The sequence below is a fragment of the Leclercia sp. Colony189 genome (genome assembly GCF_009740165.1).
Classification (GTDB): domain Bacteria; phylum Pseudomonadota; class Gammaproteobacteria; order Enterobacterales; family Enterobacteriaceae; genus Enterobacter.
On record NZ_CP046557.1, the window covers coordinates 2,937,302 to 2,960,129 of the forward strand.

The 22,828-nt window shown below is 55.3% G+C and carries 29 protein-coding genes; 16 read left to right on the forward strand and 13 right to left on the reverse strand.

Features of this window, described 5'->3' with window-relative positions; all coding sequences use genetic code 11:
- Positions 1–139 precede the first annotated feature (139 nt).
- From GNG29_RS14050 to cmoB, 15 genes are all read left to right on the forward strand, one after another.
- Positions 140–460, forward strand: coding sequence for a hypothetical protein (locus GNG29_RS14050; protein ID WP_156654792.1), 321 nt, complete (start codon positions 140–142; stop codon positions 458–460).
- The gene (locus GNG29_RS14055) at positions 450–647 is read left to right on the forward strand and encodes a hypothetical protein (RefSeq protein WP_156654793.1); all 198 of its coding nucleotides are present in this window, start codon (positions 450–452) and stop codon (positions 645–647) included. Before GNG29_RS14050 ends, GNG29_RS14055 begins: the two co-directional genes overlap by 11 nt.
- A gap of 179 nt (positions 648–826) precedes the next feature.
- Positions 827–1,051 carry a hypothetical protein gene (locus tag GNG29_RS14060; RefSeq protein WP_156654794.1) on the forward strand — a complete coding sequence of 75 codons (225 nt, stop codon included), beginning with the start codon at positions 827–829 and terminating at the stop codon, positions 1,049–1,051.
- Positions 1,052–1,432, forward strand: coding sequence for a hypothetical protein (locus tag GNG29_RS14065; protein WP_156654795.1), 381 nt, complete (start codon positions 1,052–1,054; stop codon positions 1,430–1,432).
- Entirely contained in the window at positions 1,410–1,652 is a 243-nt protein-coding gene (locus tag GNG29_RS23400; RefSeq protein ID WP_231736530.1) for a hypothetical protein, read from the forward strand. Before GNG29_RS14065 ends, GNG29_RS23400 begins: the two co-directional genes overlap by 23 nt.
- Positions 1,624–1,842: a hypothetical protein gene (locus GNG29_RS14070; RefSeq protein WP_156654796.1), complete on the forward strand. Its 219-nt coding sequence runs from the start codon at positions 1,624–1,626 to the stop codon at positions 1,840–1,842. The genes GNG29_RS23400 and GNG29_RS14070 overlap by 29 nt, the downstream gene beginning before the upstream one ends.
- Entirely contained in the window at positions 1,839–2,345 is a 507-nt protein-coding gene (locus GNG29_RS14075; protein WP_156654797.1) for a hypothetical protein, read from the forward strand. The genes GNG29_RS14070 and GNG29_RS14075 overlap by 4 nt, the downstream gene beginning before the upstream one ends.
- Before the next feature lie 12 nt (positions 2,346–2,357).
- The gene (locus tag GNG29_RS14080) at positions 2,358–3,215 is read left to right on the forward strand and encodes an ORF6N domain-containing protein (protein ID WP_156655499.1); all 858 of its coding nucleotides are present in this window, start codon (positions 2,358–2,360) and stop codon (positions 3,213–3,215) included.
- On the forward strand, positions 3,208–3,630 hold the full coding sequence (locus GNG29_RS14085; protein ID WP_063135773.1) for a hypothetical protein: 423 nt from the start codon (positions 3,208–3,210) through the stop codon (positions 3,628–3,630). Before GNG29_RS14080 ends, GNG29_RS14085 begins: the two co-directional genes overlap by 8 nt.
- Entirely contained in the window at positions 3,623–3,868 is a 246-nt protein-coding gene (locus tag GNG29_RS14090; protein WP_156654798.1) for an excisionase family protein, read from the forward strand. The genes GNG29_RS14085 and GNG29_RS14090 overlap by 8 nt, the downstream gene beginning before the upstream one ends.
- 55 nt (positions 3,869–3,923) lie before the next feature.
- Positions 3,924–5,237: a site-specific integrase gene (locus GNG29_RS14095; protein ID WP_156654799.1), complete on the forward strand. Its 1,314-nt coding sequence runs from the start codon at positions 3,924–3,926 to the stop codon at positions 5,235–5,237.
- On the forward strand, positions 5,216–5,989 hold the full coding sequence (locus tag GNG29_RS14100; RefSeq protein WP_156654800.1) for a DUF72 domain-containing protein: 774 nt from the start codon (positions 5,216–5,218) through the stop codon (positions 5,987–5,989). The genes GNG29_RS14095 and GNG29_RS14100 overlap by 22 nt, the downstream gene beginning before the upstream one ends.
- A gap of 50 nt (positions 5,990–6,039) precedes the next feature.
- Positions 6,040–6,435, forward strand: coding sequence for an MAPEG family protein (locus tag GNG29_RS14105; protein ID WP_103180070.1), 396 nt, complete (start codon positions 6,040–6,042; stop codon positions 6,433–6,435).
- Between the two features lie 40 nt (positions 6,436–6,475).
- Positions 6,476–7,216 carry a carboxy-S-adenosyl-L-methionine synthase CmoA gene (gene cmoA / locus GNG29_RS14110; RefSeq protein ID WP_103180071.1) on the forward strand — a complete coding sequence of 247 codons (741 nt, stop codon included), beginning with the start codon at positions 6,476–6,478 and terminating at the stop codon, positions 7,214–7,216.
- A complete protein-coding gene (gene cmoB, locus GNG29_RS14115) occupies positions 7,213–8,184 on the forward strand; it encodes a tRNA 5-methoxyuridine(34)/uridine 5-oxyacetic acid(34) synthase CmoB (protein WP_103822389.1) in 972 nt (323 codons plus the stop codon). The genes cmoA and cmoB overlap by 4 nt, the downstream gene beginning before the upstream one ends.
- A 151-nt stretch (positions 8,185–8,335) precedes the next feature.
- Here the strand turns inward: cmoB and cutC are convergent, their stop codons facing one another.
- On the reverse strand, positions 8,336–9,079 hold the full coding sequence (gene cutC / locus GNG29_RS14120) for a copper homeostasis protein CutC (protein WP_156654801.1): 744 nt from the start codon (positions 9,077–9,079) through the stop codon (positions 8,336–8,338).
- Between the two features lie 84 nt (positions 9,080–9,163).
- The gene (locus GNG29_RS14125; RefSeq protein ID WP_156655500.1) at positions 9,164–9,724 is read right to left on the reverse strand and encodes a VOC family protein; all 561 of its coding nucleotides are present in this window, start codon (positions 9,722–9,724) and stop codon (positions 9,164–9,166) included.
- A gap of 174 nt (positions 9,725–9,898) precedes the next feature.
- Between GNG29_RS14125 and argS the strand changes: the two genes are divergently transcribed.
- Positions 9,899–11,632: an arginine--tRNA ligase gene (gene argS / locus GNG29_RS14130; RefSeq protein WP_103180075.1), complete on the forward strand. Its 1,734-nt coding sequence runs from the start codon at positions 9,899–9,901 to the stop codon at positions 11,630–11,632.
- 124 nt (positions 11,633–11,756) lie between these two features.
- Here argS and GNG29_RS14135 read toward each other — a convergent pair whose 3' ends face one another.
- From GNG29_RS14135 to cheR, 11 genes are all read right to left on the reverse strand, one after another.
- Positions 11,757–12,896 carry a glycoside hydrolase family 105 protein gene (locus GNG29_RS14135; RefSeq protein ID WP_156654802.1) on the reverse strand — a complete coding sequence of 380 codons (1,140 nt, stop codon included), beginning with the start codon at positions 12,894–12,896 and terminating at the stop codon, positions 11,757–11,759.
- A 4-nt stretch (positions 12,897–12,900) separates the two neighbouring features.
- Positions 12,901–14,484: an MFS transporter gene (locus GNG29_RS14140; RefSeq protein WP_156654803.1), complete on the reverse strand. Its 1,584-nt coding sequence runs from the start codon at positions 14,482–14,484 to the stop codon at positions 12,901–12,903.
- Positions 14,485–14,743: 259 nt separating this feature from the next.
- Complete coding sequence (locus GNG29_RS14145) at positions 14,744–15,256, reverse strand: DUF805 domain-containing protein (RefSeq protein WP_156654804.1); 513 nt, start codon at positions 15,254–15,256, stop codon at positions 14,744–14,746.
- A gap of 41 nt (positions 15,257–15,297) precedes the next feature.
- A complete protein-coding gene (locus GNG29_RS14150; RefSeq protein WP_103180079.1) occupies positions 15,298–15,747 on the reverse strand; it encodes a hypothetical protein in 450 nt (149 codons plus the stop codon).
- A 198-nt stretch (positions 15,748–15,945) separates the two neighbouring features.
- Positions 15,946–16,338 (reverse strand): flagellar protein FlhE, encoded by a 393-nt coding sequence (flhe, locus tag GNG29_RS14155; RefSeq protein WP_103180080.1) that lies wholly within the window; start codon positions 16,336–16,338, stop codon positions 15,946–15,948.
- Positions 16,338–18,416 (reverse strand): flagellar biosynthesis protein FlhA, encoded by a 2,079-nt coding sequence (gene flhA, locus GNG29_RS14160; RefSeq protein WP_103180081.1) that lies wholly within the window; start codon positions 18,414–18,416, stop codon positions 16,338–16,340. Before flhA ends, flhe begins: the two co-directional genes overlap by 1 nt.
- The gene (flhB, locus tag GNG29_RS14165; RefSeq protein ID WP_156654805.1) at positions 18,409–19,557 is read right to left on the reverse strand and encodes a flagellar biosynthesis protein FlhB; all 1,149 of its coding nucleotides are present in this window, start codon (positions 19,555–19,557) and stop codon (positions 18,409–18,411) included. Before flhB ends, flhA begins: the two co-directional genes overlap by 8 nt.
- A gap of 273 nt (positions 19,558–19,830) precedes the next feature.
- Positions 19,831–20,475, reverse strand: coding sequence for a protein phosphatase CheZ (gene cheZ / locus GNG29_RS14170; RefSeq protein ID WP_103180082.1), 645 nt, complete (start codon positions 20,473–20,475; stop codon positions 19,831–19,833).
- 10 nt (positions 20,476–20,485) lie between these two features.
- The gene (cheY, locus tag GNG29_RS14175; protein WP_032611971.1) at positions 20,486–20,875 is read right to left on the reverse strand and encodes a chemotaxis response regulator CheY; all 390 of its coding nucleotides are present in this window, start codon (positions 20,873–20,875) and stop codon (positions 20,486–20,488) included.
- Between the two features lie 16 nt (positions 20,876–20,891).
- Positions 20,892–21,941 (reverse strand): chemotaxis response regulator protein-glutamate methylesterase, encoded by a 1,050-nt coding sequence (locus GNG29_RS14180; protein ID WP_156654806.1) that lies wholly within the window; start codon positions 21,939–21,941, stop codon positions 20,892–20,894.
- Complete coding sequence (gene cheR / locus GNG29_RS14185; protein ID WP_103180084.1) at positions 21,938–22,807, reverse strand: protein-glutamate O-methyltransferase CheR; 870 nt, start codon at positions 22,805–22,807, stop codon at positions 21,938–21,940. Before cheR ends, GNG29_RS14180 begins: the two co-directional genes overlap by 4 nt.
- Positions 22,808–22,828: the final 21 nt, after the last annotated feature.

A 22,828-nucleotide genomic window follows, 5' to 3' on the forward strand; every position in this document is an offset into this window, starting at 1 on the left:
TTTGCTTTTGAAACATATCTTTTAAAGTCACGAAAACAGTTGGTTAGACCCATAATATGTTTATCACGCATAATTATGTTTGACAGACAATTTTGGTGATCGTATGCTTATTTCATCGGCAAACAATGGAGCCAATAAAATGACAGCTAAACCGACCACCAATAAGTTTTATCAGTTAGTAGATATCAAAGATTTCCGAAGTGAAGCTAATTGCTCTGATATTGGATATGCTGATCTCGCCTCTGATTGCGATACCAAAACTATCAGTTTGCTGGATGCTATTAATCACATCAGTTTAAATATTTTCTCTTTAACTGAGGATGATGAAACTGATAAAGAAAAAATCAGCAATCTTTCCACTATTATTTCATCTCTCGCCGAATTGGCGATTGCAACAAATAAAATTTCTCAAACCGCTGCTTATCTTTCTGGTGTAAAGGACGGGAATCATGGCGCATGAAATTTCTTTAGAGCAAGCAACTGAACGTGCGCATCAAGCTGAAATTATTTGCCTGATGATGGAATCTTATCCAGACCGAATGGCTGATTCCGAAGTGATAGCTATTGCCTCGCTACTGCGCAGACTCACTGGTGATGTATGTGCGTGGTTGATTGAAGAGCAGGCTGTTAAAGCCAAAAACAAATAACCATCCATTTAATTTAACCTGGAATAAATACAGCTTAATCGCTGGGGAATATTACATTCTTTTAATAGGCTTTCATCATGGTAAATAAAGCTGCTTATAAAACAGCGCAGTTAATGCGCAGCGCCGGATATTGGCACATCGCCAATCTCTTTCTAAAGAAAGCATATGGGAGATAAATTATGTCCATTCAACAACGACAAGATATTCAGACACTGAATATCAAAGCAGAACAGCTCAACTTCCTTATGCAAACTATCCACGCCCATCATAAGGATTTCGATTGCTACCAGCTTGATGGCCTTTTAGGTCTGGCTTATGACCTCGCTGGCTCTGTTTATTCCTGGACCGAAACAGAGGAAAAAATTGTACTGGCGAATGAAGACGCGCAAAGAAGGATTATTTAGATGGATAAATTAATCGAAACATATCGGCGTCGAATTCTTAAAGCTGCATTACTCCGCCACCTGCGTAAGACAGGCAGCAATTGCATCATTATTAATCAGCCCAAAGGCGAAATAAAAACAATCGAATTAACAGAGATTCTTCTCGATGGCCTGTTGAGCCGATTTGAAAAACAAGCCGTGAGTGAATTTGGGAATATCGAAGGGGTTAAGGCGGTCAGGGGAATTTATAGCAGCGCCGTAGATGTGAATGGCCGCGGCGAGTTCCTGACAGAAAGCGGCAAAGAGTTAATCGACGATCTCATTAAGGAGCTGGTGGATTTTGCCAAAAAGCACAAACCAGCATTAGCGGAGGGTCAGCATGTTAAGTCAGCAAAACGCTAACCCGGGTTGCCGCCCGGTTCTGAATATTGATCTGCATGTTCTGCCTGACTTCACTGGCCGGGTCGTTCTCTACATCGAAAACGGGCAGGTGAGGTGTGATCGGCGGTTATCTCCCGACGAGCACATTTGCGCTTTGGACACGTTTATTGAAATGGCTCGCGACATGGAGCTGCGGCTCGCGGAGGTAAAAAGTGACGCTGACTGCAATTCGAATTCCTGAGTGGGTTCACCTCAAAGCGGCTCACGTGTTGCGCCAGTTCAGGGCGAGGAGGATTCACCCCTGCCGCATGATCGGCACCGGGAATCTGAGCCTGAAGGTAAATCACCGCTGGCGGCTACTTTCACGCGATGGCGGCAAGAGCTGGGAAGTAATGAGCCATGAAACCTATAACCGGGAGAAAGATAAATGACCGACCTTGAAAAAGAAAACGTGAAGCAGCTTGTTGCTCGCCTGAAGGAAATCCAGAAGCAATCCGACGTAACGATTCCCGGTTGGATGCTTGACGAAAACCGCTATGGCAAAGGCTCCCTTACTTTAGAAGAGCAGCATGAGTGGGCTCAAACCGTCGTCCAGTCCATGCGCGGTACGGTCGCCCTGCTTTATCTCATCACCTGCGAAAACCGCTGGGGACTCCGAGACGGGCAATACCAGTTTAAAACCGAGGAGTTTACCTTCGGCTTAACCCGGGAACTAATTGAAAATCTGCTGATTAAGCATGTGGAATGCGCACTGATCGAGCACAAGCCTGAGGAACGCTATCTGGCGGTTTACCAGTTCTACTACGCCAACGATCAGCGCCTGAAAGAAGTCGGTCATTCGTGGTTCGCAGAGTTTCTCGACGAGATATTTGTAGATCTCGCTGCCCAGTTGCGCACCGGTAAAACAATGCCAGCCAACCACGTTTTGTATTAAGGAGCAGTGATGATGGCAATGAAAGCAGAATTAGCACCAGTAGCGGCCCGTGACTTGCAGATCATCGAGTATCGCGGCCTGCGCGTAGTGACCACCGAGCAAATGGCAGTGGGTTACGGTGCCACGGAGAAAATGCTCACAAATAACTTTTCTCGCAACGAATCGCGTTTCGTTGAGGGTAAGCACTTCTTCAAAGTGGAAGGTGCTGAATTGCAGGAGTTCAAAAGGCTCCCCTCTTTAAGAGGGTTGGTTAGTAAATATACGAGTCAGTTGATTCTCTGGACCGAACGTGGCGCAGCCAATCACGCAAAAATGCTGGAAACTGATCAGGCATGGGGTTACCACGAAGACCTGGTGGAGTTTTACTTCACACAGCGTGACGCAATTGCCCTGCCAGTCAGCCGTAAAGAGCTGGCGCTGATGGTTATCGAGGCCGAAGAACGAGCCGAAGCCGCTGCGTTGGAAAACAAAACGCTCAGTGCCACCGTCGAGAGTCTGGAGAAGCACTTCACCAAAGGCATGACGATCCCGGCATTCTGCAAGGCGCTGAACGGCGTCAACATCAACAAAATGATGTGGTGGGCGTCCGAGCGTGACTGGGTTTTCAACGAGCAGCGCGACCCAGAGAAAGATCCGCGCTGGCGCGTTGCCTCCTACGCCCGTGATAAATACCTGACCGAAGACCAGACGCAGATCACGCCGCACGGCAAGGATGCTTTCACGAAGTTTACGCCAGTGCTGCTAGAGAAAGGCTGCCACCGCCTGTATCAGCTGTACATGAAAGGTGAGCTGCCAATGAAAAAGACCTGGAATGGCGCGTACCTCCACGATAAAGCGATTTATACCCCGGAGGGGCGCAAGTATGAATAAGCAATTCTGGTATCCCGCTGGCTCACTGGAGGAAGCCCACCAGCAGGCGCTGACATGGGTGTGTGATGCCTACCTGTTCCATCTGGTCAGCCTGCACCGTCGCCCGGTATATCGCCACCAGTACGGTGATATTTCGCTAGACCAGCCAGCGCTGCGGGGTTTTATCGACTCGTATCTGGAAGAAAAGAGCTGGGATTTAGATCGCCGCCGCGCGCATTACATCAACATGCTTGACCTTATCCGCTATATGGGTCGAAAAAATTCGGACTTCATTGACTGGGGAACCGTGCCATCACTAACGCCCCGCGGGTTGCGCTGGATGAACGCCTGTTTCTCGAGGTTGGGAGAAATGGTCAACAGCTGCGGTGGTTGGGAAAACTGCGTCGAGAAGAAAATGGAGGGTACTAATGCGTGATACTGCCGATGTCGTTTGGCTGGTCCCGAATGATTGGGTGAGCGAAAAGGTGCTGATCGCGGTCACCGGGCTCAAGCCCGGAACCATCCTCCGGGCCAGAAAGGAGTGCTGGATGGTCGGGCGGGAATATCTTCACGTCTCACCGGACGGAACCCCGAAGCCATCCAGCGAGTGCATGTATAACCGGAAAGCGGTTGATGCATGGGTCGCCTCAATGAAAAACAAACAGCCTGGGTGATTTGATGCCATGAAAAAGGTAATCTCATATCGCTCTTGGGCGTCTGGAGGAGTCAATGGATAAAGTCACATATCCAACAGGCGTCGAAAACCACGGTGGCACATTGCGCATCTGGTTTAATTTTAAAGGTAAGCGTGTCAGGGAAAGTCTCGGTGTCCCTGACACCGCTAAGAACAGGAAGATCGCCGGGGAGCTGCGGACATCGGTATGTTTTGCCATCCGCACAGGCACATTTGATTATGCGGCACAGTTTCCGGATTCCCCTAACCTCAAGACTTTTGGGGTGGGTAAAAAAGAAATTACAGTGTCAGAGCTTGCAGAAAAGTGGCTGGATCTGAAGAGGATGGAAATCTGCGCGAACGCACTCAACCGTTATGAGTCAGTCGCAAGGAATGTGGTGCCCAGGATCGGGGGTAATCGGCTTGTGTCGGCGGTGACCAAAGAGGAACTGCTGTATATCAGGAAAGATTTGCTGACCGGTCACCAGACGCCAGTTAAGGGAAAGGCTCCGGCGAAGGGACGAAGTGTTGTCACCGTGAATTATTACATGACAACCATTGCCGGAATGTTTCAGTTTGCCGCAGATCACGGCTACGTAGAGGCAAACCCCTTCGAGGGGATGAAACCTCTTAAAAAAGCCAGGGCAGAGCCAGATCCGCTAACTCGTGACGAATTTATTCGCCTGATCGATGCATGCCGGCATCAGCAGACGAAAAACCTGTGGTCACTTGCAGTTTACACAGGGGTACGTCACGGGGAGCTGACCTCCCTGGCCTGGGAGGATATCGATCTTGAAGCTGGAACAATAACAATCAGGCGTAATTATACAAAACTGGGCGAATTCACTCTACCGAAAACTGAGGCGAGCACAAACAGGGTCATACACCTTATCCAGCCCGCGATCAGCGTCCTGAGGAATCAGGCGGAAATGACCAGGCTTGGAAAGCAGCATCACATTGCTGTGCAGCTGCGCGAGTACGGCAGAACGGAGAGCCACGACTGTACATTTGTCTTCAACCCTCAACTGGTCAGAAGATGTCAGCATGTCGGGTTCATCTACAAAGTCGACTCGATAGGTGATTTGTGGGATGCAGCGGAGAAGCGAGCAGGGATAAGGCACAGGAAAGCTTATCAGTCGCGTCACACGTATGCGTGCTGGTCACTGTCAGCTGGCGCTAACCCCAGCTTTATTGCAAGCCAGATGGGCCATGCGAGCGCCCAGATGGTCTTCAATGTGTACGGGGCGTGGATGGCTGACAGCAGCAGTGAGCAGATCGCGATGCTGAATCAGAGGCTTGCGAGTTTTGCCCCACAGATGCCCCAAAGCCTGCAAAGCAGCACCAGAGCATTATTGAAATCAGTAAGTTAAATACGAATGCCCGACATGTTAATTGCGTGGAAGGTAACACCACGCTCTATGCCCTGCCTAAACCTGAAGTGGTGGCGCGCTGGCGGGAGCAGACCGACGACGACTTTCGCTTCTGCTTTAAATTCCCGGCTACCATCTCCCATCAGGCTGCGCTGCGTAACTGTGACGATTTAACCGCAGAATTTTTTACCCGCCTGGCGCCGCTGGCCAACCGTATTGGCCAGTACTGGGTGCAGCTCCCCGCCACCTTTGGCCCACGCGATCTGCCCGCGCTATGGCAGTTTCTCGATGCCCTGCCCCGGGAGTTCACTTATGGCGTTGAGGTTCGTCATCCTGAATTCTTCATGAAAGGCGAGGCGGAGAAAGCGCTTAACCGCGGTCTGCATGAGCGCGGCGTCAATCGCACCGTTCTCGACAGCCGCCCGGTCCACGCCGCCGTGCCGCATAACGAGGCCATCATCGACGCCCAGCGTAAAAAACCGAAGGTGCCGGTACATGCGGTGATGACCGCCAGCAATCCGATGGTGCGTTTTATCGGTAGCGACAACATGCCGCAAAACCAGGCGCTGTTTGCTGTCTGGTTACAGACTCTGGCGAAGTGGGAACAGACCGCCACGCCATATCTTTTTTTGCATACCCCTGATATCGCCCAGGCGCCACAACTGGTCGATGCTCTCTGGCACGCCTTGCAGGCCGTGGCACCGTCCATCGGCGACGCCCCCGCAATTCCGCAGCAATCTTCTCTTTTCTGAGCTCACCCCCTATCATAGAAGTGCCATCTGCCAAAAAACAGGGAGTTTGTATGGTTTGCGCGCTGTATGCGGTACTGGGTGCGTTGCTGTTAATCAAGTTTTCGTTCGATATTGCGCGCCTGCGGATGTTGTACCGCGTCTCTTATGGCGACGGAGGTTTCTCTGAGTTGCAAACCGCAATCCGCATTCATGGCAATGCGGTGGAATATCTCCCGGCGGCACTGATCTTGCTGTTATTTATGGAAATGAATGGCGCAGAGACCTGGATGGTGCACGTCTGCGGCCTGCTGCTGATCCTTGGGCGCCTGATGCACTACTATGGTCTCCATCAGCGTCTGTTCCGCTGGCGCCGCTCCGGCATGAGCGCGACCTGGTGTTCGCTTGTGCTAATGGTGCTGGCTAACCTGTGGTATATGCCCTGGGAGTTGGTTTTCTCCCTGCATTAGCGCACAATACGCCCCTTTATTTATCCCGGATTTTTACGTTATGTCAGATCGCGACACGCTTTTTTCTGCGCCTATCGCCAGTCTGGGCGACTGGACCTTTGATGAACGGGTGGCTGAAGTCTTCCCGGATATGATCCAGCGCTCGGTCCCCGGCTACTCTAATATCATCTCCATGATCGGCATGCTGGCGGAACGTTTTGTTCAGCCGGACACGCAGGTCTACGATCTGGGATGTTCGCTGGGCGCAGCCACGCTGTCGGTTCGTCGTAATATTAAGCACGACGGTTGCAAAATTATCGCCGTCGACAACTCACCGGCCATGGTTGAACGCTGCCGGCGCCATATTGACGCCTGGAAAGCCCCGACGCCGGTAGAAGTGGTCGAAGGCGATATCCGCCATATCGAGATTAAAAACGCCTCGATGGTGGTGCTGAATTTTACCCTGCAATTCCTGGTGCCCGAAGACCGTCAGCTGTTGCTGGACAAAATTTATCAGGGGCTGAACCCTGGCGGCGCCCTGGTGCTGTCGGAAAAATTCAGTTTCGAAGATGCCACCGTCGGCGAACTGCTGTTCAACATGCACCACGATTTCAAACGTGCCAACGGCTACAGCGAGCTGGAGATCAGCCAGAAGCGCAGCATGCTGGAAAATGTGATGCTGACCGATTCGGTTGAAACCCACAAAGCCCGTCTGCACAAGGCGGGTTTCCCGCACAGCGAGCTGTGGTTCCAGTGCTTCAACTTTGGCTCCCTGGTAGCGCTGAAAGGCGGTAACGCATGATTGATTTCGGTAACTTTTATCAGCTGATTGCCAAAAACCACCTCTCCCACTGGCTGGAAACCCTGCCCGCGCAGATTGCCGCCTGGCAGCGTGAATCCCTGCACGGCCAGTTTAAGCAGTGGAAAAATGCGGTGGAATTTCTGCCAGAGATGACGCCCTATAAGCTCGACCTGCTGCACAGCGTTACCGCCGAGAGCGAACAGCCGCTGAGCGAAGGCCAGATGCTGCGTCTCGAAAACCTGATGCGCAACCTGATGCCGTGGCGCAAAGGGCCGTTTTCTCTCTACGGCATGCAGATCGATACCGAATGGCGTTCAGACTGGAAGTGGGAGCGCGTGCTGCCGCACCTCTCTGATTTAACCGGACGCACCATTCTAGATGTCGGCTGCGGCAGCGGCTATCACATGTGGCGTATGATTGGCGCAGGCGCCCATCTGGCGGTAGGCATCGATCCGACCCAGCTGTTCCTCTGCCAGTTCGAAGCGGTGCGCAAACTGCTTGGCAACGACCAGCGCGCGCACCTGTTGCCGCTGGGGATTGAGCAACTCCCGGCGCTGGCCGCGTTCGACACTGTCTTCTCGATGGGCGTGCTTTACCATCGCCGCTCCCCGCTGGAACACCTCTGGCAGCTGAAAGATCAGCTGGTCAACGGCGGTGAGCTGGTGCTGGAGACGCTGGTGGTAGAAGGGGATGAGAACACCGTGCTGGTGCCAGGGGATCGCTATGCCCAGATGCGTAACGTCTACTTTATTCCGTCGGCGCTGGCGTTGAAAAACTGGCTGGCGAAGTGCGGTTTTGTCGATATCCGCATCGCGGATGTCTGCCCTACCACTACCGACGAACAGCGCCGCACCGAGTGGATGACCACCGAATCTCTGGCCGAGTTCCTCGATCCGAATGACAGCAGCAAAACGATTGAGGGTTATCCGGCTCCGGTTCGCGCAGTGTTGATTGCTACCAAGCCGTAATTTATGCCGGGTGGCGGCTGCGCCTTACCCGGCCTACAAAAACGGTGCCGTGTCGCCGGAAAATGCATAAAAAAAGACCCCTGTTGAAATTGCAGGGGCCTGGTACAAACAAGCATCATATTGGGCGACATGATGCGCGGTAAAAACTGTTTTAGCGACAATAGCGTGCAATTATCGCCTTCATCTCTGCAACCGACTCTCCCTCGACGCCGTAGCGGGAATATTCATCCGCGTCGGCATCCGTCGACATCGACAAGCCTGTGTTGCGATAGCGCATGGGTGACGGTAGCCACTTCCCTGCCGAGCTGTGCAACTCTTCCACCCCTGCCCGTAAAAACGTCTCCAGATTGGCGGCGCGAACGCCAGCACCCGCCATTATTATTGGAACACCTGATTGGGCTTTTAGTTCCTTAATTAATGAAATACCTTTTTCGGCGGAGGCGTGTTGACCCGAAGTCAGCACGCGCGCAACCCCCAGTTCCGCGAGATTTTCAAAGGCTTGCCGCGGATTTAAACACATATCGAAGGCGCGATGAAAAGTTACCGCCATTCCCTTCGCAGCAGCCATAATCTGGCGCATGCGCGGCATATCGATATGACCATCTTCATTCAGCAGGCCGATGACCAGCCCCGGGAAACCCAGCGCCTTAACGAGGGCGATATCCTCCAGCATGGCGTTAAATTCGCCGCTGCTGTAGCAAAAGTCCCCGCCGCGGGGTCGAATAATCGGGTGAACCGGAATGCTCACCGCCTGACGCACCGATTTCAGCACCCCATAAGAGGAAGTCAGCCCGCCCTCTTTCGGAGCGGCACAGAGTTCAATACGATCGGCCCCATGCGCCTGGGCGGTCACGGCGCACGCCATGCTGTAACAACAGATCTCCAGCAATGCCACGAAATCTCCTTATAACCTGTTGGGTTTTGCATCATGCCATGCCGCTTTCCCCGCGACACGGCGTTACCTCACAACTCTTTCGCTTTATTGTTCACTGGCGACAATCTCTTCGATTGTCCAGGGGTGAAACTTCACCGTCACGCTGCCGTCGGTAACCGCCAGGGTCGGATTTGGCAGTCGCTCGCGCTCCCCTTTTGGCGAGCTGGTTTTCACAAAAATGCCAGGCTGGCTTAAGCCCTCATCAGAGAGCAGCGCCAGGGCGCGGGCATTCAGGGTATCCGGGTCGCCGGGGAGGACGATCTCAATATGCTCCCAGCCTTCGTGGGGGTAGCGTTTTTCACCCGGCCACGGCAGTTCAACCACCGTAAAGCGCCAGTGGGCGACGCAGACGGGTTCATGCAGCTTAAAGAGGCAGATAGGACGGCCATTGATGATGTTCTCCGAGAGCAGTTCGCCGCACTGCTCAAACCCTCGCCGCCAGCGCTCCGCCGTGGCATTCTGATGGCAGCGCAGGGAGATGTGGTCCGCCGCGAGCGGAGCGATATCCAGACCCAGGCGAGCGGAAAGCGCCGCAAAGGCGTCAGTGAAACGCGGTAAATCGGCTGCAATATCCTGCAGGTCGTCAATAGATTGCCAGTTCGCCATCATCAGTACTCTTATCGTCATGCAAAAGCGTTAATTTACTCTGTTGCTGGCCTGCGACCAACCGCTGTTTTGAGCCAGTGCTGACGGCAACGGGCAATTGCAGTATACTCCCGGCCTAAATTCGTTAACGGGCGCGGCAACGTGATGCGCGCGTCAAAAATGTAAGGTATCCCGGTGAATATTCAGGCTCTTCTCTCAGAAAAAGTCAGTCAGGCACTGATTGCTGCAGGCGCACCTGCAGACTGTGAACCGCAGGTTCGTCAGTCCGCGAAAGTACAGTTTGGCGACTATCAGGCTAATGGCGTGATGGCCGTAGCGAAAAAACTGGGCATGGCGCCACGACAACTCGCAGAGCAGGTTCTGTCCCATCTGGATCTCAGCGGTATTGCCAGCAAAACCGAAATCGCCGGACCGGGCTTTATCAACATTTTCCTCGATCCTGCCTTCCTGGCGCAGAACGTCGATGCCGCGTTGCAGTCCGATCGTCTGGGTGTGGCGCAGCCGCAGCCTCAGACCATCGTCGTTGATTACTCTGCCCCGAACGTGGCGAAAGAGATGCACGTCGGCCATCTGCGCTCCACCATCATCGGTGATGCCGCGGTACGCACCCTGGAGTTCCTCGGCCACAACGTAATCCGCGCGAACCACGTCGGCGACTGGGGCACCCAGTTCGGGATGCTGATCGCCTGGCTGGAAAAGCAGCAGCAGGAAAATGCCGGTGAAATGGCCCTGGCGGACCTCGAAGGCTTCTACCGCGATGCGAAAAAGCACTACGACGAAGATGAAGCCTTTGCCGAGCGCGCCCGTAGCTACGTAGTGAAACTGCAGGGTGGCGATGCGTACTTCCTTGAGATGTGGCGCAAGCTGGTGGACATCACCATGTCCCAGAACCAGATCACCTATGACCGCCTGAACGTCACCCTGACCCGTAAGGACGTGATGGGTGAAAGCCTTTATAACCCAATGCTGGCCGGTATCGTGGCCGATCTGAAGGCCAAAGGCCTGGCGGTCGAAAGCGAAGGCGCGACGGTGGTGTTCCTTGATGAGTACAAAAACAAGGAAGGCGAACCGATGGGCGTCATCATCCAGAAAAAGGATGGCGGCTTCCTCTACACCACCACCGATATCGCCTGCGCGAAATACCGCTACGAAACCCTGCATGCGGATCGCGTCCTCTATTACATCGACTCCCGTCAGCACCAGCACCTGATGCAGGCATGGACCATCGTGCGTAAAGCGGGCTATGTACCGGACTCCGTACCGCTGGAGCACCACATGTTCGGCATGATGCTGGGTAAAGACGGCAAGCCGTTTAAAACCCGTGCGGGCGGCACCGTGAAGCTGGCGGATCTGCTGGACGAGGCGCTGGAGCGTGCCCGCCGTCTGGTGGCGGAGAAAAACCCGGATATGCCTGCCGATGAGCTGGAAAAACTGGCCAACGCCGTCGGCATCGGTGCGGTGAAATACGCGGATCTCTCCAAGAACCGGACCACCGACTACGTTTTCGACTGGGATAACATGCTGGCGTTCGAAGGTAACACCGCGCCGTACATGCAGTATGCCTACACTCGCGTGCTGTCTGTCTTCCGTAAGGCTGACATCGATGAAAGCGTACTGGCCCGGACGCAGGTGACCATCACCGAAGATCGTGAAGCGCAGCTGGCGGCGCGTCTGCTGCAGTTCGAAGAGACGCTCTCCGTGGTCGCCCGCGACGGCACCCCGCACGTGATGTGTGCCTACCTGTATGACCTGGCGGGCCTGTTCTCCGGCTTCTACGAGCACTGCCCTATCCTCTCTGCCGAGAGCGAAGCGGTGCGCAACAGTCGCCTGAAGCTGGCGCAGCTGACGGCGAAGACCCTGAAGCTGGGTCTGGATACCCTGGGTATCGAAACCGTCGAGCGTATGTAACATCGGTGCCTGGTTAACGCCTGATGGCGCTTCAACCGGTTATCGCAATAACACAAAACCCGGCGCAAGCCGGGTTTTGTGTTTGTAGCCCCGGTAAGCGTAGCGCCACCGGGGAGTGCAGTGGTCAAAAATACTTGCGCAGATACTCCGTCAGACAGAGGATTGCCATCGCCTGACCATACGGCATTGAGGTCAACGGGATCTGACGATAGAACGCCAGATCGCTGCCCATGCCGGTACCGAACGAGGTTTGCAGCAGTTCCCCTTCCGGGGAGATGTTCTTCACGATCCCGCGAATGGCTCTCTCCGCCACCTCCGCATATTCGGCTCCCACATAGCGCTTGCGTACCGCTTTCAGGATCCCGTAGCTGAACCCGGCGGTGGCTGAGGCCTCAAGATAGGAGTTGGGATCGTCGAGCAGCGTATGCCACAGGCCGCTCTCATCCTGACACTTCGCCAGGGCAGCAATCTGCGCGTTCAGCACCTGCACCAGATAGCGGCGCACGGCGTTATTTTCTGGCAGATCCACCAGCTCAAGGAAATCAGGAATAACGATCGTCAGCCAGCTGTTGCCGCGCGCCCAGCGGGCGTTGGCAAAGTTGTGGTGGCCATCGTAGTTCCAGCCGTGGAACCAGAGCCCGGTCTCCCGATCCATCAGGTTCTGCACGTGCAGCAGGAACTGATAGACCGCCTCCTCAACATAGTCGGGTTTATTGAGCAGTTTACCAATCTTCGCCAGCGGCAGGACGGTCATCATCAGGGTGTCGTCCCACATCTGCTGGTGGTTCTCCTCCGCCAGGGTGATGTGCTGCATACCGCCGTGATCGGTGCGCGGCATCTCGTTCATCGCCCACTCCGCCCAGCTCTCCAGCCACGGCAGCCAGGCCGGGTTGCGCGTCTCTTCATAGCGATATGCGAGGGTCAAAAACGGCGACATGGTGTTGACGTTTTTGGTGGTGGCCCCTTCGGCAAAACGCTCGGCAAACCAGCTGTCGATGATATCGCGCATCGCTTCATCCCCGGTCTGGCAGTAATACTGCCAGATACCGTAGAGACCAACGCCGTGGGTCCACTCCCAGCCCGCCCAGCCTTTGGTGTCGATTACCCGCCCGTCGTCCAGCCGCAGTAAAAACTCGCCGGTTTTATCGTGAATGTTCACCAGGTTATGCGTCACGTTTTGGATCAGCGTTTTCAGTTCATCTCTGGCGATAAAACGCTCTGGCTGACGCAGTAACGGGCTATGTTTGACAGGCCAAACCTTCATAATCTTAACCTCTGTTGTATGTCGAATTCAGTGGAGCACGTTCTTTCAGGGACGGTGCAGCGGGTTTATTGCGGTTCAGATAGCCGATGTTGTTGTTTCCCCACAGGCAGTCGTAAGGCATACCGGCCAGCATCTCAACCGTGGTGCGGGCCTGCGGCGTGGCGGCCTCCGGCATCGCGCGGCCAGATTCACGCATTTTGGCCGTCTCTTCACGCAGCGTACTGTGCGTCTGTAAATTCAGCTTAAAGCGCAGCGACACCAGGAAGCCGCAGGTCAGCACCAGGATAGTGCCCACGCTCAGGATCATCAGAATGGTGTGGCTTACCCCTTCCGGCTGCACCTTCTGGCCGCTGACAAAGCCAGACATCTGCATGACGATACCCACCAGCATGATGGCTCCCGCCTGGGACGCTTTACGGGTCAGAGTCATGATCCCGGCGAAGATCCCTTCGCGGCGCTGGCCGGTGATGACTTCATCCACATCAGCGATATAGGTGTAGGTGTTCCACGGCACATAGTTGATCCCACCGCGACCCAGACCCGCCAGGGCAGAGACCAGCAGCAGCAGCGCGTAGATGTCGCTCATACCGGCGTAATACAAACCGGCATAGGAGAGCGACGCCAGACCAAACAGCACCACCACCATGCGGTACGACGGTGCCGGTCCAAAGCGGATGCAGAGCGGGATCATCGCGATAACGGCCAGGAACTGGAAGATAGCCATGGTGCCCAGCAGATTCGAGGCCATAGAAGCTTCCTGCATCAGCACAAAGACCACGTAGTAGGTAAAGACGGCGTTGAACACATCCTGGGCGATGTAGCCCCCAAGGTACATCCCCAGGTGCTGGCGGAAGATTTTGATCCGCAGGGTAGAGCTCAGCTCAACGAACAGACGGTTCAGGCTCTGGCCGAGGGTCAGTTTTTTCTTCTCCTCTTCGGCGCGCAGCGCGGCTTCGCTCCACTCTTCACGCGGACGTTCCCAGGTGAAGAACCAGACGAAGGTCAGCATCAGGGCGCACAGCACCGAGAAGACCAGGCTGGCATAGAAGAAGGAGATGGCGTTGTCTTTACCGAAGTGGGTTAACAGAATACCCGGCAGGAACGAGGCCAGAATCGCCGACATCTGCGCCATAGAGATACGCGCGCCGGAGAACTTGGTTTTCTGTTTGAAATCGTCGGTCATCTCCGGCACCAGCGTTTCGTATGGGACCAGGATCATGGTGTAGACGATATCGAAGATCAGATAGGTCAGCAGGTAGTACCAGAAGCCCATATCGCCGACCCACATCAGCGAGTAGCTGAAGACGCAGGGGATGCCGAGCAGAATAAAGAACTTGCGGCGGCCAAAGCGTTTGCCAAGCCAGGTGGTGCCAAAGTTATCGGTCAGGAAGCCCATCAGCGGACTGACGACGGCATCCAGAACCCTTGCCGCCGCAAAGATGAAGGTAGCCTCAATCGGCGTGAGGCCACAGAAGGTGGTGTAGAAATATAATAGCCAGGCAGCGGTCAGCGCTGTGGTCCCTGCCCCGAGAAAATCACCCGATCCGTAAGCAAGATAGTTCGCGAGTCCAATTTTACGTGTTTTCATTACCGTCGACCCTGTAAGTTTTAGATGACTCCCGGTTAACGCGACGCCAACGGGAGTGACTAGACGGTTACAGTAAGAGTATCGCTTACGGGATACCTTTCTGTTTCTGCCACCGCCAGGCGGCAACTGGCAAAAATGCAAAGAGAATTACTACGCGTGTCACTGTTTTATAAAACAGCGTTTCTTTTGCTTCAAAAGGAGGGGTCAGTTTTGCGAGCCAGTCATCAGAATAGCCTGATAACTGGCGAAAAAGCGATCACTAAACGGTCTGTTCAGAGGGTTGTGTTGGTAAGCAGCAAAGCCAGAGAATATAGATAGCCGGTAATACATTTAGCGTAATCGTGATGAACGCCGTCACCTGCTCTGCAGAGTGATTATCTACCGGGATAAGCATAACCTGATGAATACCCGTCAGAATGAGCGGCAGGATCAGCAGAATGAAGAGCAGCGCCCCGCCAAACCACCACCCCGATTTTCCTGCATCGTGCATTCGGCGGATACCCAGTGAGACGACTGGTACGAGCAAGATTACCGGGGCAAGCGCCCTGAGCGGAAGCCAGACAAACCAGGCCCACACCAGTATCATTCCCCCGCGACCGGTACGATCGGCAATCAATGCTATGAGAAAGCAATAACTCAGTGCGGCAATAAAGAGAACAATCGCTATATTAATGACGATAAATAACCAGAACTCTCTTCTTGTCGCTCGCCCCTTATAAACTAACGCCTTTTTCCAGCCGTCGAAATAACAATCCTTAATACTTTTATGCATACCTTCATCCTTTTAAAAGAATATCCCTGAGTGATTAAGCATTATTTATTTAATTTTCCTGAGATGATTACCGAACTGACCTTTAGCGCCTCTGAAATCAGCAATAAAAATAACGCCACCGCGACGTTCCCCGGAGTAATCCATTTCATAATCCAGGGTAAAAAGGTGAGAGACGGCACAACCACCAGCAGGCGCAAAGGGGTCTGCGCAGCTACCAGGTAGCCGACCTTATTCCATGCGGTAAGGAGAAACAGGGCAGAAAACCCAATGGACAGGGTTGTTATCATTGACAAAACAAAGAGAATAAGGAGCCAGTAGCTGCCACCCTGTTCTGAATAAAGCGCGCTAAAATTGATAATATCATCAACGAAAGGAATACGCCCCTGGGTACTACTCTTCCAGACATAGGTTGCCAGATATAAAACATCCATAACCCCCCAAAAGATGCATACTTGCTGAAAGCTCAATTTCATACCTGCTCCCTTTTGCATTATTGCGTTCCATCATTGATATGTATATCACATTATCTCAGCGCGTAGAGTAGATTCTCCGGATGTTGACTTCCAGAGCTATTCTCTTAATGAAAAGAGTGAGGGAAAAATTAACAGGGCAAGAAGAGCAGGAAAAATAACGAAGCCTGTGGAATGACACCCCCATTCCGTTCGGGCGAACGGAATGGAGTCAGAGGGTTAGCGGTAGTTCACAATCACTTCGTTACGCTGGACCTTCAGGGCCGGGATGAGGCGACCACCGCCGGGGACTTCCCAGATAAAGCGCAGCGGCTCGACGGCGGGCACGTTGTTGAACGCATGGGTCGTGCCGCTGGCCCCATCCAGTTCGGTACAGCGCGTCTGGGAACAGAGCCGCACCCGCAGCCCGGCGGGGGTCGGGCCATTCAGCTCATAGCGCCAGGCCACCAGAGTCATCAGGCCCGATACCGGCTGCTGCGCCGACAGTGGGCGTGACGAAGCCGCCACGCCACGGTGGGCAAGGGTCAGGCCGATACTGCTGGCCTGCCATGCCCCCTCCCCTGCGGCCTGCGCCATCAGCGGCAGGGCCAGTAACCAGAGTAATTTACGCATTACTGGCCTCCGATGGTGGCGGTCATGCGGATATGGCGGTTGTCCGACAGTTCCATATTCGACAGCACGACCAGCTGCGACAGGCTGCGGCGCAGGAAGCGCGAGAGCAGCGGACGCAGGGCGTGATTCACCAGCAGCACCGGTGGCGCCCCCAGCATCTCCTGACGCTGCAACGCCTCCTGGGTTTGCGCCAGCAGACGATCCGCCAGCCCCGGCTCCAGCCCGCCGCCGCCCTGCAACGCCTGCAGCAGCAGACGCTCAAGCGGCGTGTCGAGTCCAATGACCTGCACCTCGCCGGTACCCGGGAACCACTGCTGAGTGATGGCGCGGCCTAACGCCACGCGCACCACCGCCGTCAGCTCGTGCGGATCGTTCTGCAGCGGTGCATGCTCGGCCAGAGTCTCCAGAATGGTGCGCATATCGCGGATCGGCACTTTCTCGTCGAGCAGATTTTGCAGCACCTTGTGCAGCGTGGTCAGGGTCAGGACACCCGGCACCAGATCTTCGGTGAGCTTCGGCATCTCCTGAGTGACGCGATCCAGCAGCTGCTGCGCCTCCTGGCGGCCGAACAGCTCTGCGGAGAACTGACCAATCAGGTGGTTAAGATGAGTTGCCACGACGGTACTGGCTTCCACCACGGTATAGCCCTGGATCTGCGCCTGCTCTTTCAGGGCACTTTCGATCCAGATGGCGGCCAGGCCAAAGGCCGGGTCGATAGTTTGTTCACCCGGCAGCGTACCCGCCGCGGTGCCAGGGTTAATGGCCAGCCAGCGCCCCGGATAGGCATCTCCGCTGCCGATCTCCACCCCTTTCATCAGAATGCGATAGCGCGCAGGAGGCAGATCCATGTTGTCGCGGATATGCACCACCGGCGGCAGGAAGCCCATGTCCTGGGCGAATTTTTTACGAATACTGCGGATACGTCCCAGCAGTTCGCCATCCTGCTGGAAATCGACCATCGGGATCAGGCGGTAGCCCACTTCCATGCCCAGCGAATCTTCCAGCTGGACGTCGTTCCAGGTGGCTTCCACCGCCTGGGTGTTTTCCGGCATTTTCACCGGAGCAGGCTCGCTCTTCGGTTTGGCTTCGCGTCCGCGTAGCCACCAGGCCAGCCCCAGCAGTGCGGCGGTGAACAGCAGGAAGACGAAGTTCGGCATTCCCGGCACCATGCCCAGCAGGCCAAGTACCGCGGCAGAGAGCATCAGCACGTTCGGGTTGTTGAACAGCTGCCCGACCATCTGCTCGCCGACGTCCTGATCGGTGGCGACGCGGGTTACGATCACACCGGCTGCGGTGGAGATCACCAGCGCCGGGATCTGGGCGACCAGACCGTCACCAATGGTCAGCAGCGTGTAGCTCTCTGCTGCCTGGCCCATAGCCATTCCGTGTTGCAGCACGCCCACCAGCAGGCCGCCGATCACGTTGATCACCATGATCAGAATACCGGCAATGGCATCGCCGCGAACGAACTTACTCGCACCGTCCATCGAGCCGTAGAAGTCCGCTTCCTGGGTCACTTCGGCACGGCGTTTTTTCGCTTCATCTTCGCCAATCAGACCGGCGTTAAGATCGGCGTCAATCGCCATCTGTTTACCCGGCATCCCGTCCAGGACGAAACGCGCGCCAACTTCTGCGATACGCCCCGCACCTTTGGTGATAACCATGAAGTTGATGATCACGAGGATGATAAACACCACGATCCCGATGGCGAAGTTGCCGCCGACCAGGAAGTGGCCAAAGGCCTCAACCACCTTACCTGCCGCCGCGCCGCCGGTATGCCCTTCCATCAGAATGATACGGGTGGAGGCGACGTTCAGCGCCAGACGCAGCAGCGTGGTGAAGAGCAGGATGGTCGGAAACGCGGCGAACTCCAGGGTGCGCTGGGTGAACATCGCCACCAGCAGCACCATAATGGAGAGCGCAATGTTGAAAGTGAAAAGCAGGTCGAGGATGAATGCCGGCAGCGGCAACACCATCATCGACAGGATTAGCAGGATGAGGATCGGCCCGGCAAGGATCTGCCATTGAGTCGATTTCAGGTTGCCGGGGAGGCGCAACATTGCCACCAGATTAGCCATCAGAGTCCTTCTCGTTCATAAAATCCAGCGCGGCAGGCACCGGGAGATTCTCAGGTTTGACAGGCCGTTGACCACCGGCAAGACGCCAGCGTTTCAACTGCCATACCCACGCCAGCACTTCCGCGACTGCGGCATAGAGCTGGCCCGGGATCTGTTGTCCTATTTCCGCATGCCGGTAGAGCGCACGCGCCAGTGGCGGCGCTTCCAGCATCGGGATACGGTTTTCATTACCAATTTCGCGGATGCGCAGCGCGATAAGCCCCGCCCCTTTCGCCACCACTTTAGGCGCGCTCATTTTGTTTTCGTCATATTGCAGCGCAACGGAGTAGTGGGTTGGGTTGGTGACAATCACATCCGCTTTCGGTACATCTTCCATCATCCGGCGACGTGCGGCGGCACGCTGCATCTGGCGAATACGCCCTTTGACGTGCGGGTCACCTTCCATCTGCTTATGTTCATCCCGGATGTCCTGGCGGGACATGCGCAGTTTTTTAATGTGGCTGTAGATCTGGAAGAAGACGTCAAATCCGACCATCGGGATAATCGAGAGCACCACCAGCAGCGAACAGAGCCCCACCAGATTGAGCGCGTTGCGCATGGCGGTGAACGGCGACTCGCTGATCAGGCGCATCATCTCCGGCCAGTTATGCCAGATAAAAAATCCCGCCACGCTGCCCATCAGCGTCGCTTTCATCAATGCCTTTAGCAGTTCGGCGGCGGTCTGCGCGGAGAACATTCTCGCGATACCAGGCAAGGGGTTCAGCTTGGAGAATTTAAACTGCAGCGATTTCCCGCTGAACACCAGCCCGCCCAGCATCACCGGCGATACGATAGCCACCAGCACTACGCCGGTGATTAACGGCAGCAGCGCGACCATCGCGCTTTTGATCAGCAAGATAATCTGGCTGAGGATCAGGTTAGGGTCGTTGACCATGCTGTGATCGAAGCGCAACCCGGCCGAGAGCATGCCGGCCAGTCTGCGGGCAAGGGACTCCCCGCCTATCCAGATAATGCACACGCCAACCAATAAAATCAGCAGCGAGGTGAGTTCTCGGGATCGGGGTATTTGCCCTTCCTCACGCGCTTTTTCAAGTCGGTGGGGTGTGGGGGCTTCTGTTTTGTCGTCGCTGTCTTCTGCCACGGCAAGCATCTCGCAGGTAGAGGTCTGGACGATATGATGCCAAAGCCGCGCCTGACCAATGCGTTAATTAGGGGCGTGAAAAGGGCTGATTTAGGGCTTTCGCCTGTGACAGGGAAAATTGAAGAACAAAACGCCACCTTTACAGGTAGCGTTTTTGCCTGGCGGCGCTTCGCTTGCACAGGCCTACCGGAACCGCGCAATATGATGATATTGCAGGTTTTGTAGGCCGGGTAAGCGCAGCGCCACCCGGCAATTCCAGCAAAACGCAGGCTATCAGAACCCTAAGCTGTCCAGCAGGTCGTCCACCTGGTCCTGGCTTGCCACGACACCGGCTTTGGTGGTGTCGAGCTGGGGGCCATTCAGCAGGCTTTCGTTTTCGCGTTGTGGACGTGCGGAAGGTTCCGGCATGTTCTCCAGCAGCACCATTAACAGCTGACGCTCAATCTCCTGGATCACGTCCATCATGCGCTTGATCACCTGACCCGTAAGGTCCTGGAAATCCTGCGCCATCATGATGTCCAGCAGTTGGGCATTAGTGAAGCTGGTATGGTCCGGCACCGCTTTCAGGTAGTGACGAGTATCGGTCACCAGTTCGCGGGCGTCGGAGAGTTCGATCGGATTTTCGAACCATTCGTCCCAGCGTTTGGTCAGCGCTTTTGCGCCCTTTTCCATCTCGTCCTGATGCGGCTGTGACGCTTCAACACTGTTCAGCGCACGCTCTGCCGCCTGGGCAGTCATCTGTACAACATAATCCAGACGGTCGCGGGCATCGGGAATCGCTTCCGCCGCTTCCGCAATCGCCTGATCCAGGCCCAGCTCACGCAGGCTGTCGCGCAACATACGCGTCAGGCTGCCGATGCGGGCAATTATGTCGCCGGGTGAATGCTCATCCGTAGGTTTAATCGAAGGCTGCATCATCTCCCGTACCTCACATGCCGAGTTTCTCGAAGATCTTACCGAGTTTTTCTTCCAGGGTTGCCGCGGTGAATGGTTTCACCACATATCCGCTTGCGCCAGCCTGTGCCGCAGCAATGATGTTCTCTTTCTTCGCTTCAGCCGTCACCATCAACACAGGCATAGAGGCCATCGCGGCATTCGCACGAATGGTTTTCAGCAGTTCCAGACCATCCATGTTCGGCATGTTCCAGTCGGAAATAACAAAACCAAAGCCGCCGGCATTCAGTTTGTTCAGCGCATCAACGCCGTCTTCTGCTTCTTCTACGTTATTAAAACCCAGCTCTTTAAGCAGGTTGCGCACGATGCGACGCATGGTGGAAAAGTCATCCACAACCAAAAACTTGAGCTCTTTGTCCGCCATAAAACTACACTCCTCGTTAAATACGTATTGCCTGTCCGGCACTGATTTTCGCCAGCATCTGCTGACTAACCTGACTAAGATCGACCACTTCGCTGACGCCACCCATATTGATGGCCTCGCGCGGCATGCCGAACACCACACAACTTGCTTCATTCTGCGCGATGGTCCAGGCGCCAGCCTGGTGCATCGCCAGCATTCCGGCGGCGCCATCGTTGCCCATCCCCGTCAGGATCACCCCAACGGCGTTGCGCCCCGCGTGTTTCGCCACCGAATGAAACAGCACATCCACCGACGGACGGTGCCGGTTAACCGGCGGCCCGTCATGAATTTTGATTTGATAGTTAGCGCCGCTGCGCGCCAGCTCCATATGCTTGTCGCCCGGGGCGATATAGGCATGCCCCGGCAGAACGCGTTCGCCATCCTCCGCCTCTTTCACGCTAATCTGACACAGCTTGTTCAGACGCTCCGCAAACGAGCGGGTAAAGCCTGGCGGCATATGTTGAGTGATCAGAATACCTGGGCTTGAAAGCGGCAATGGCTGGAGTACATGACGAATTGCCTCTGTTCCGCCGGTAGAGGCGCCGATAACCAGAAGCTTTTCCGAGCTCAGCAGCGGACCGGCTTTCAGGGTGGCCGGGGCCGCCAGCGGCTTATGCGTGGCAACCCGCGCCCTGGCCGCGGTACGAATTTTTTCGGCGATCATCTCGCTGTACGCCAGCATCCCCTCGCGAATGCCAAGCTGCGGTTTGGTGACGAAATCCACCGCCCCCAGCTCCAGCGCCCGCAGGGTGATTTCGGACCCTTTGCCGGTCAGAGAAGAGACCATCACCACCGGCATCGGCCGCAGACGCATTAACTTTTCGAGGAAGTCGATGCCGTCCATGCGCGGCATTTCGACATCCAGGGTCAGCACGTCGGGGTTATATTTTTTAATTAAATCCCGGGCTACCAACGGATCGGGGGCCGTCGCCACCATCTCCATGTCGCTGTGGCTGTTGATAATCTCAGTCATGATCTGGCGCATTAACGCTGAATCATCAACTGACAAGACCCTGATTTTACTCATGCTTTATCCTTACTCAGCGCATATACCGTCTGGCCACGCAGGCTAAACTCGCGCACAAGATTGCTGAAGTTCTCCGAGTGCCCGGCAAACAGTAAACCGTCAGGTTTGAGCAACGGAACAAAGCGGCGCAGGATCTCCTGCTGCGTCGTTTTGTCGAAATAGATCATCACGTTACGACAGAAAATGGCGTCAAAGGGCCCCGCCACGTTGTACTGCTTCTCCAGCAGGTTGACCATGGAGAACTCCACCGCATTTGCCAGTTCGCTACGCACCCGCACCAGCCCTTCGTGCGGACCGGTGCCACGCATGAAGTAGCGCTGAAGCTGCTGGGGTGACAGCGTTTTTAGCTCCTCCTGGCGATAGATCCCGCTCTGCGCTTTTTGCAGCACCTCGGTATCTATATCGCTGGCGATCACCTTCCAGCGGCCCGGGGCGGTACCCAGCGTGTCGGCCAGGGTGATGGCGAGCGAGTAAGGCTCTTCCCCGGTCGACGCCGCCGCGCTCCAGACGCGATATTCGCCGCCGCTGCGGCGGCGGGCATGCTCCGCCAGCACCGGGAAGTGGTGTGCTTCCCGGAAAAAGGCGGTCAGGTTGGTGGTCAGGGAGTTGATAAACGCCTGCCATTCCGCGCTGTTTGGATTTGCTTCCAGCATCCCCAGATAGCGACCAAAATCATCCAGTCCGAGCGTGCGCAGGCGACGCACAAGGCGGTTGTAGACCATGTCCCGCTTGTGATCGGCCAGCACAATCCCCGCGCGCTGGTAGATTAACTGACATATCCGACGGAAATGCGCGTCGGACAGCGCGAGGCGCTGTGTCATCTGTAACAATAATGACGATTGCCCTGAGGGCAGTGGTGATGTCATAGCGCCTTCTTACTTAATCAC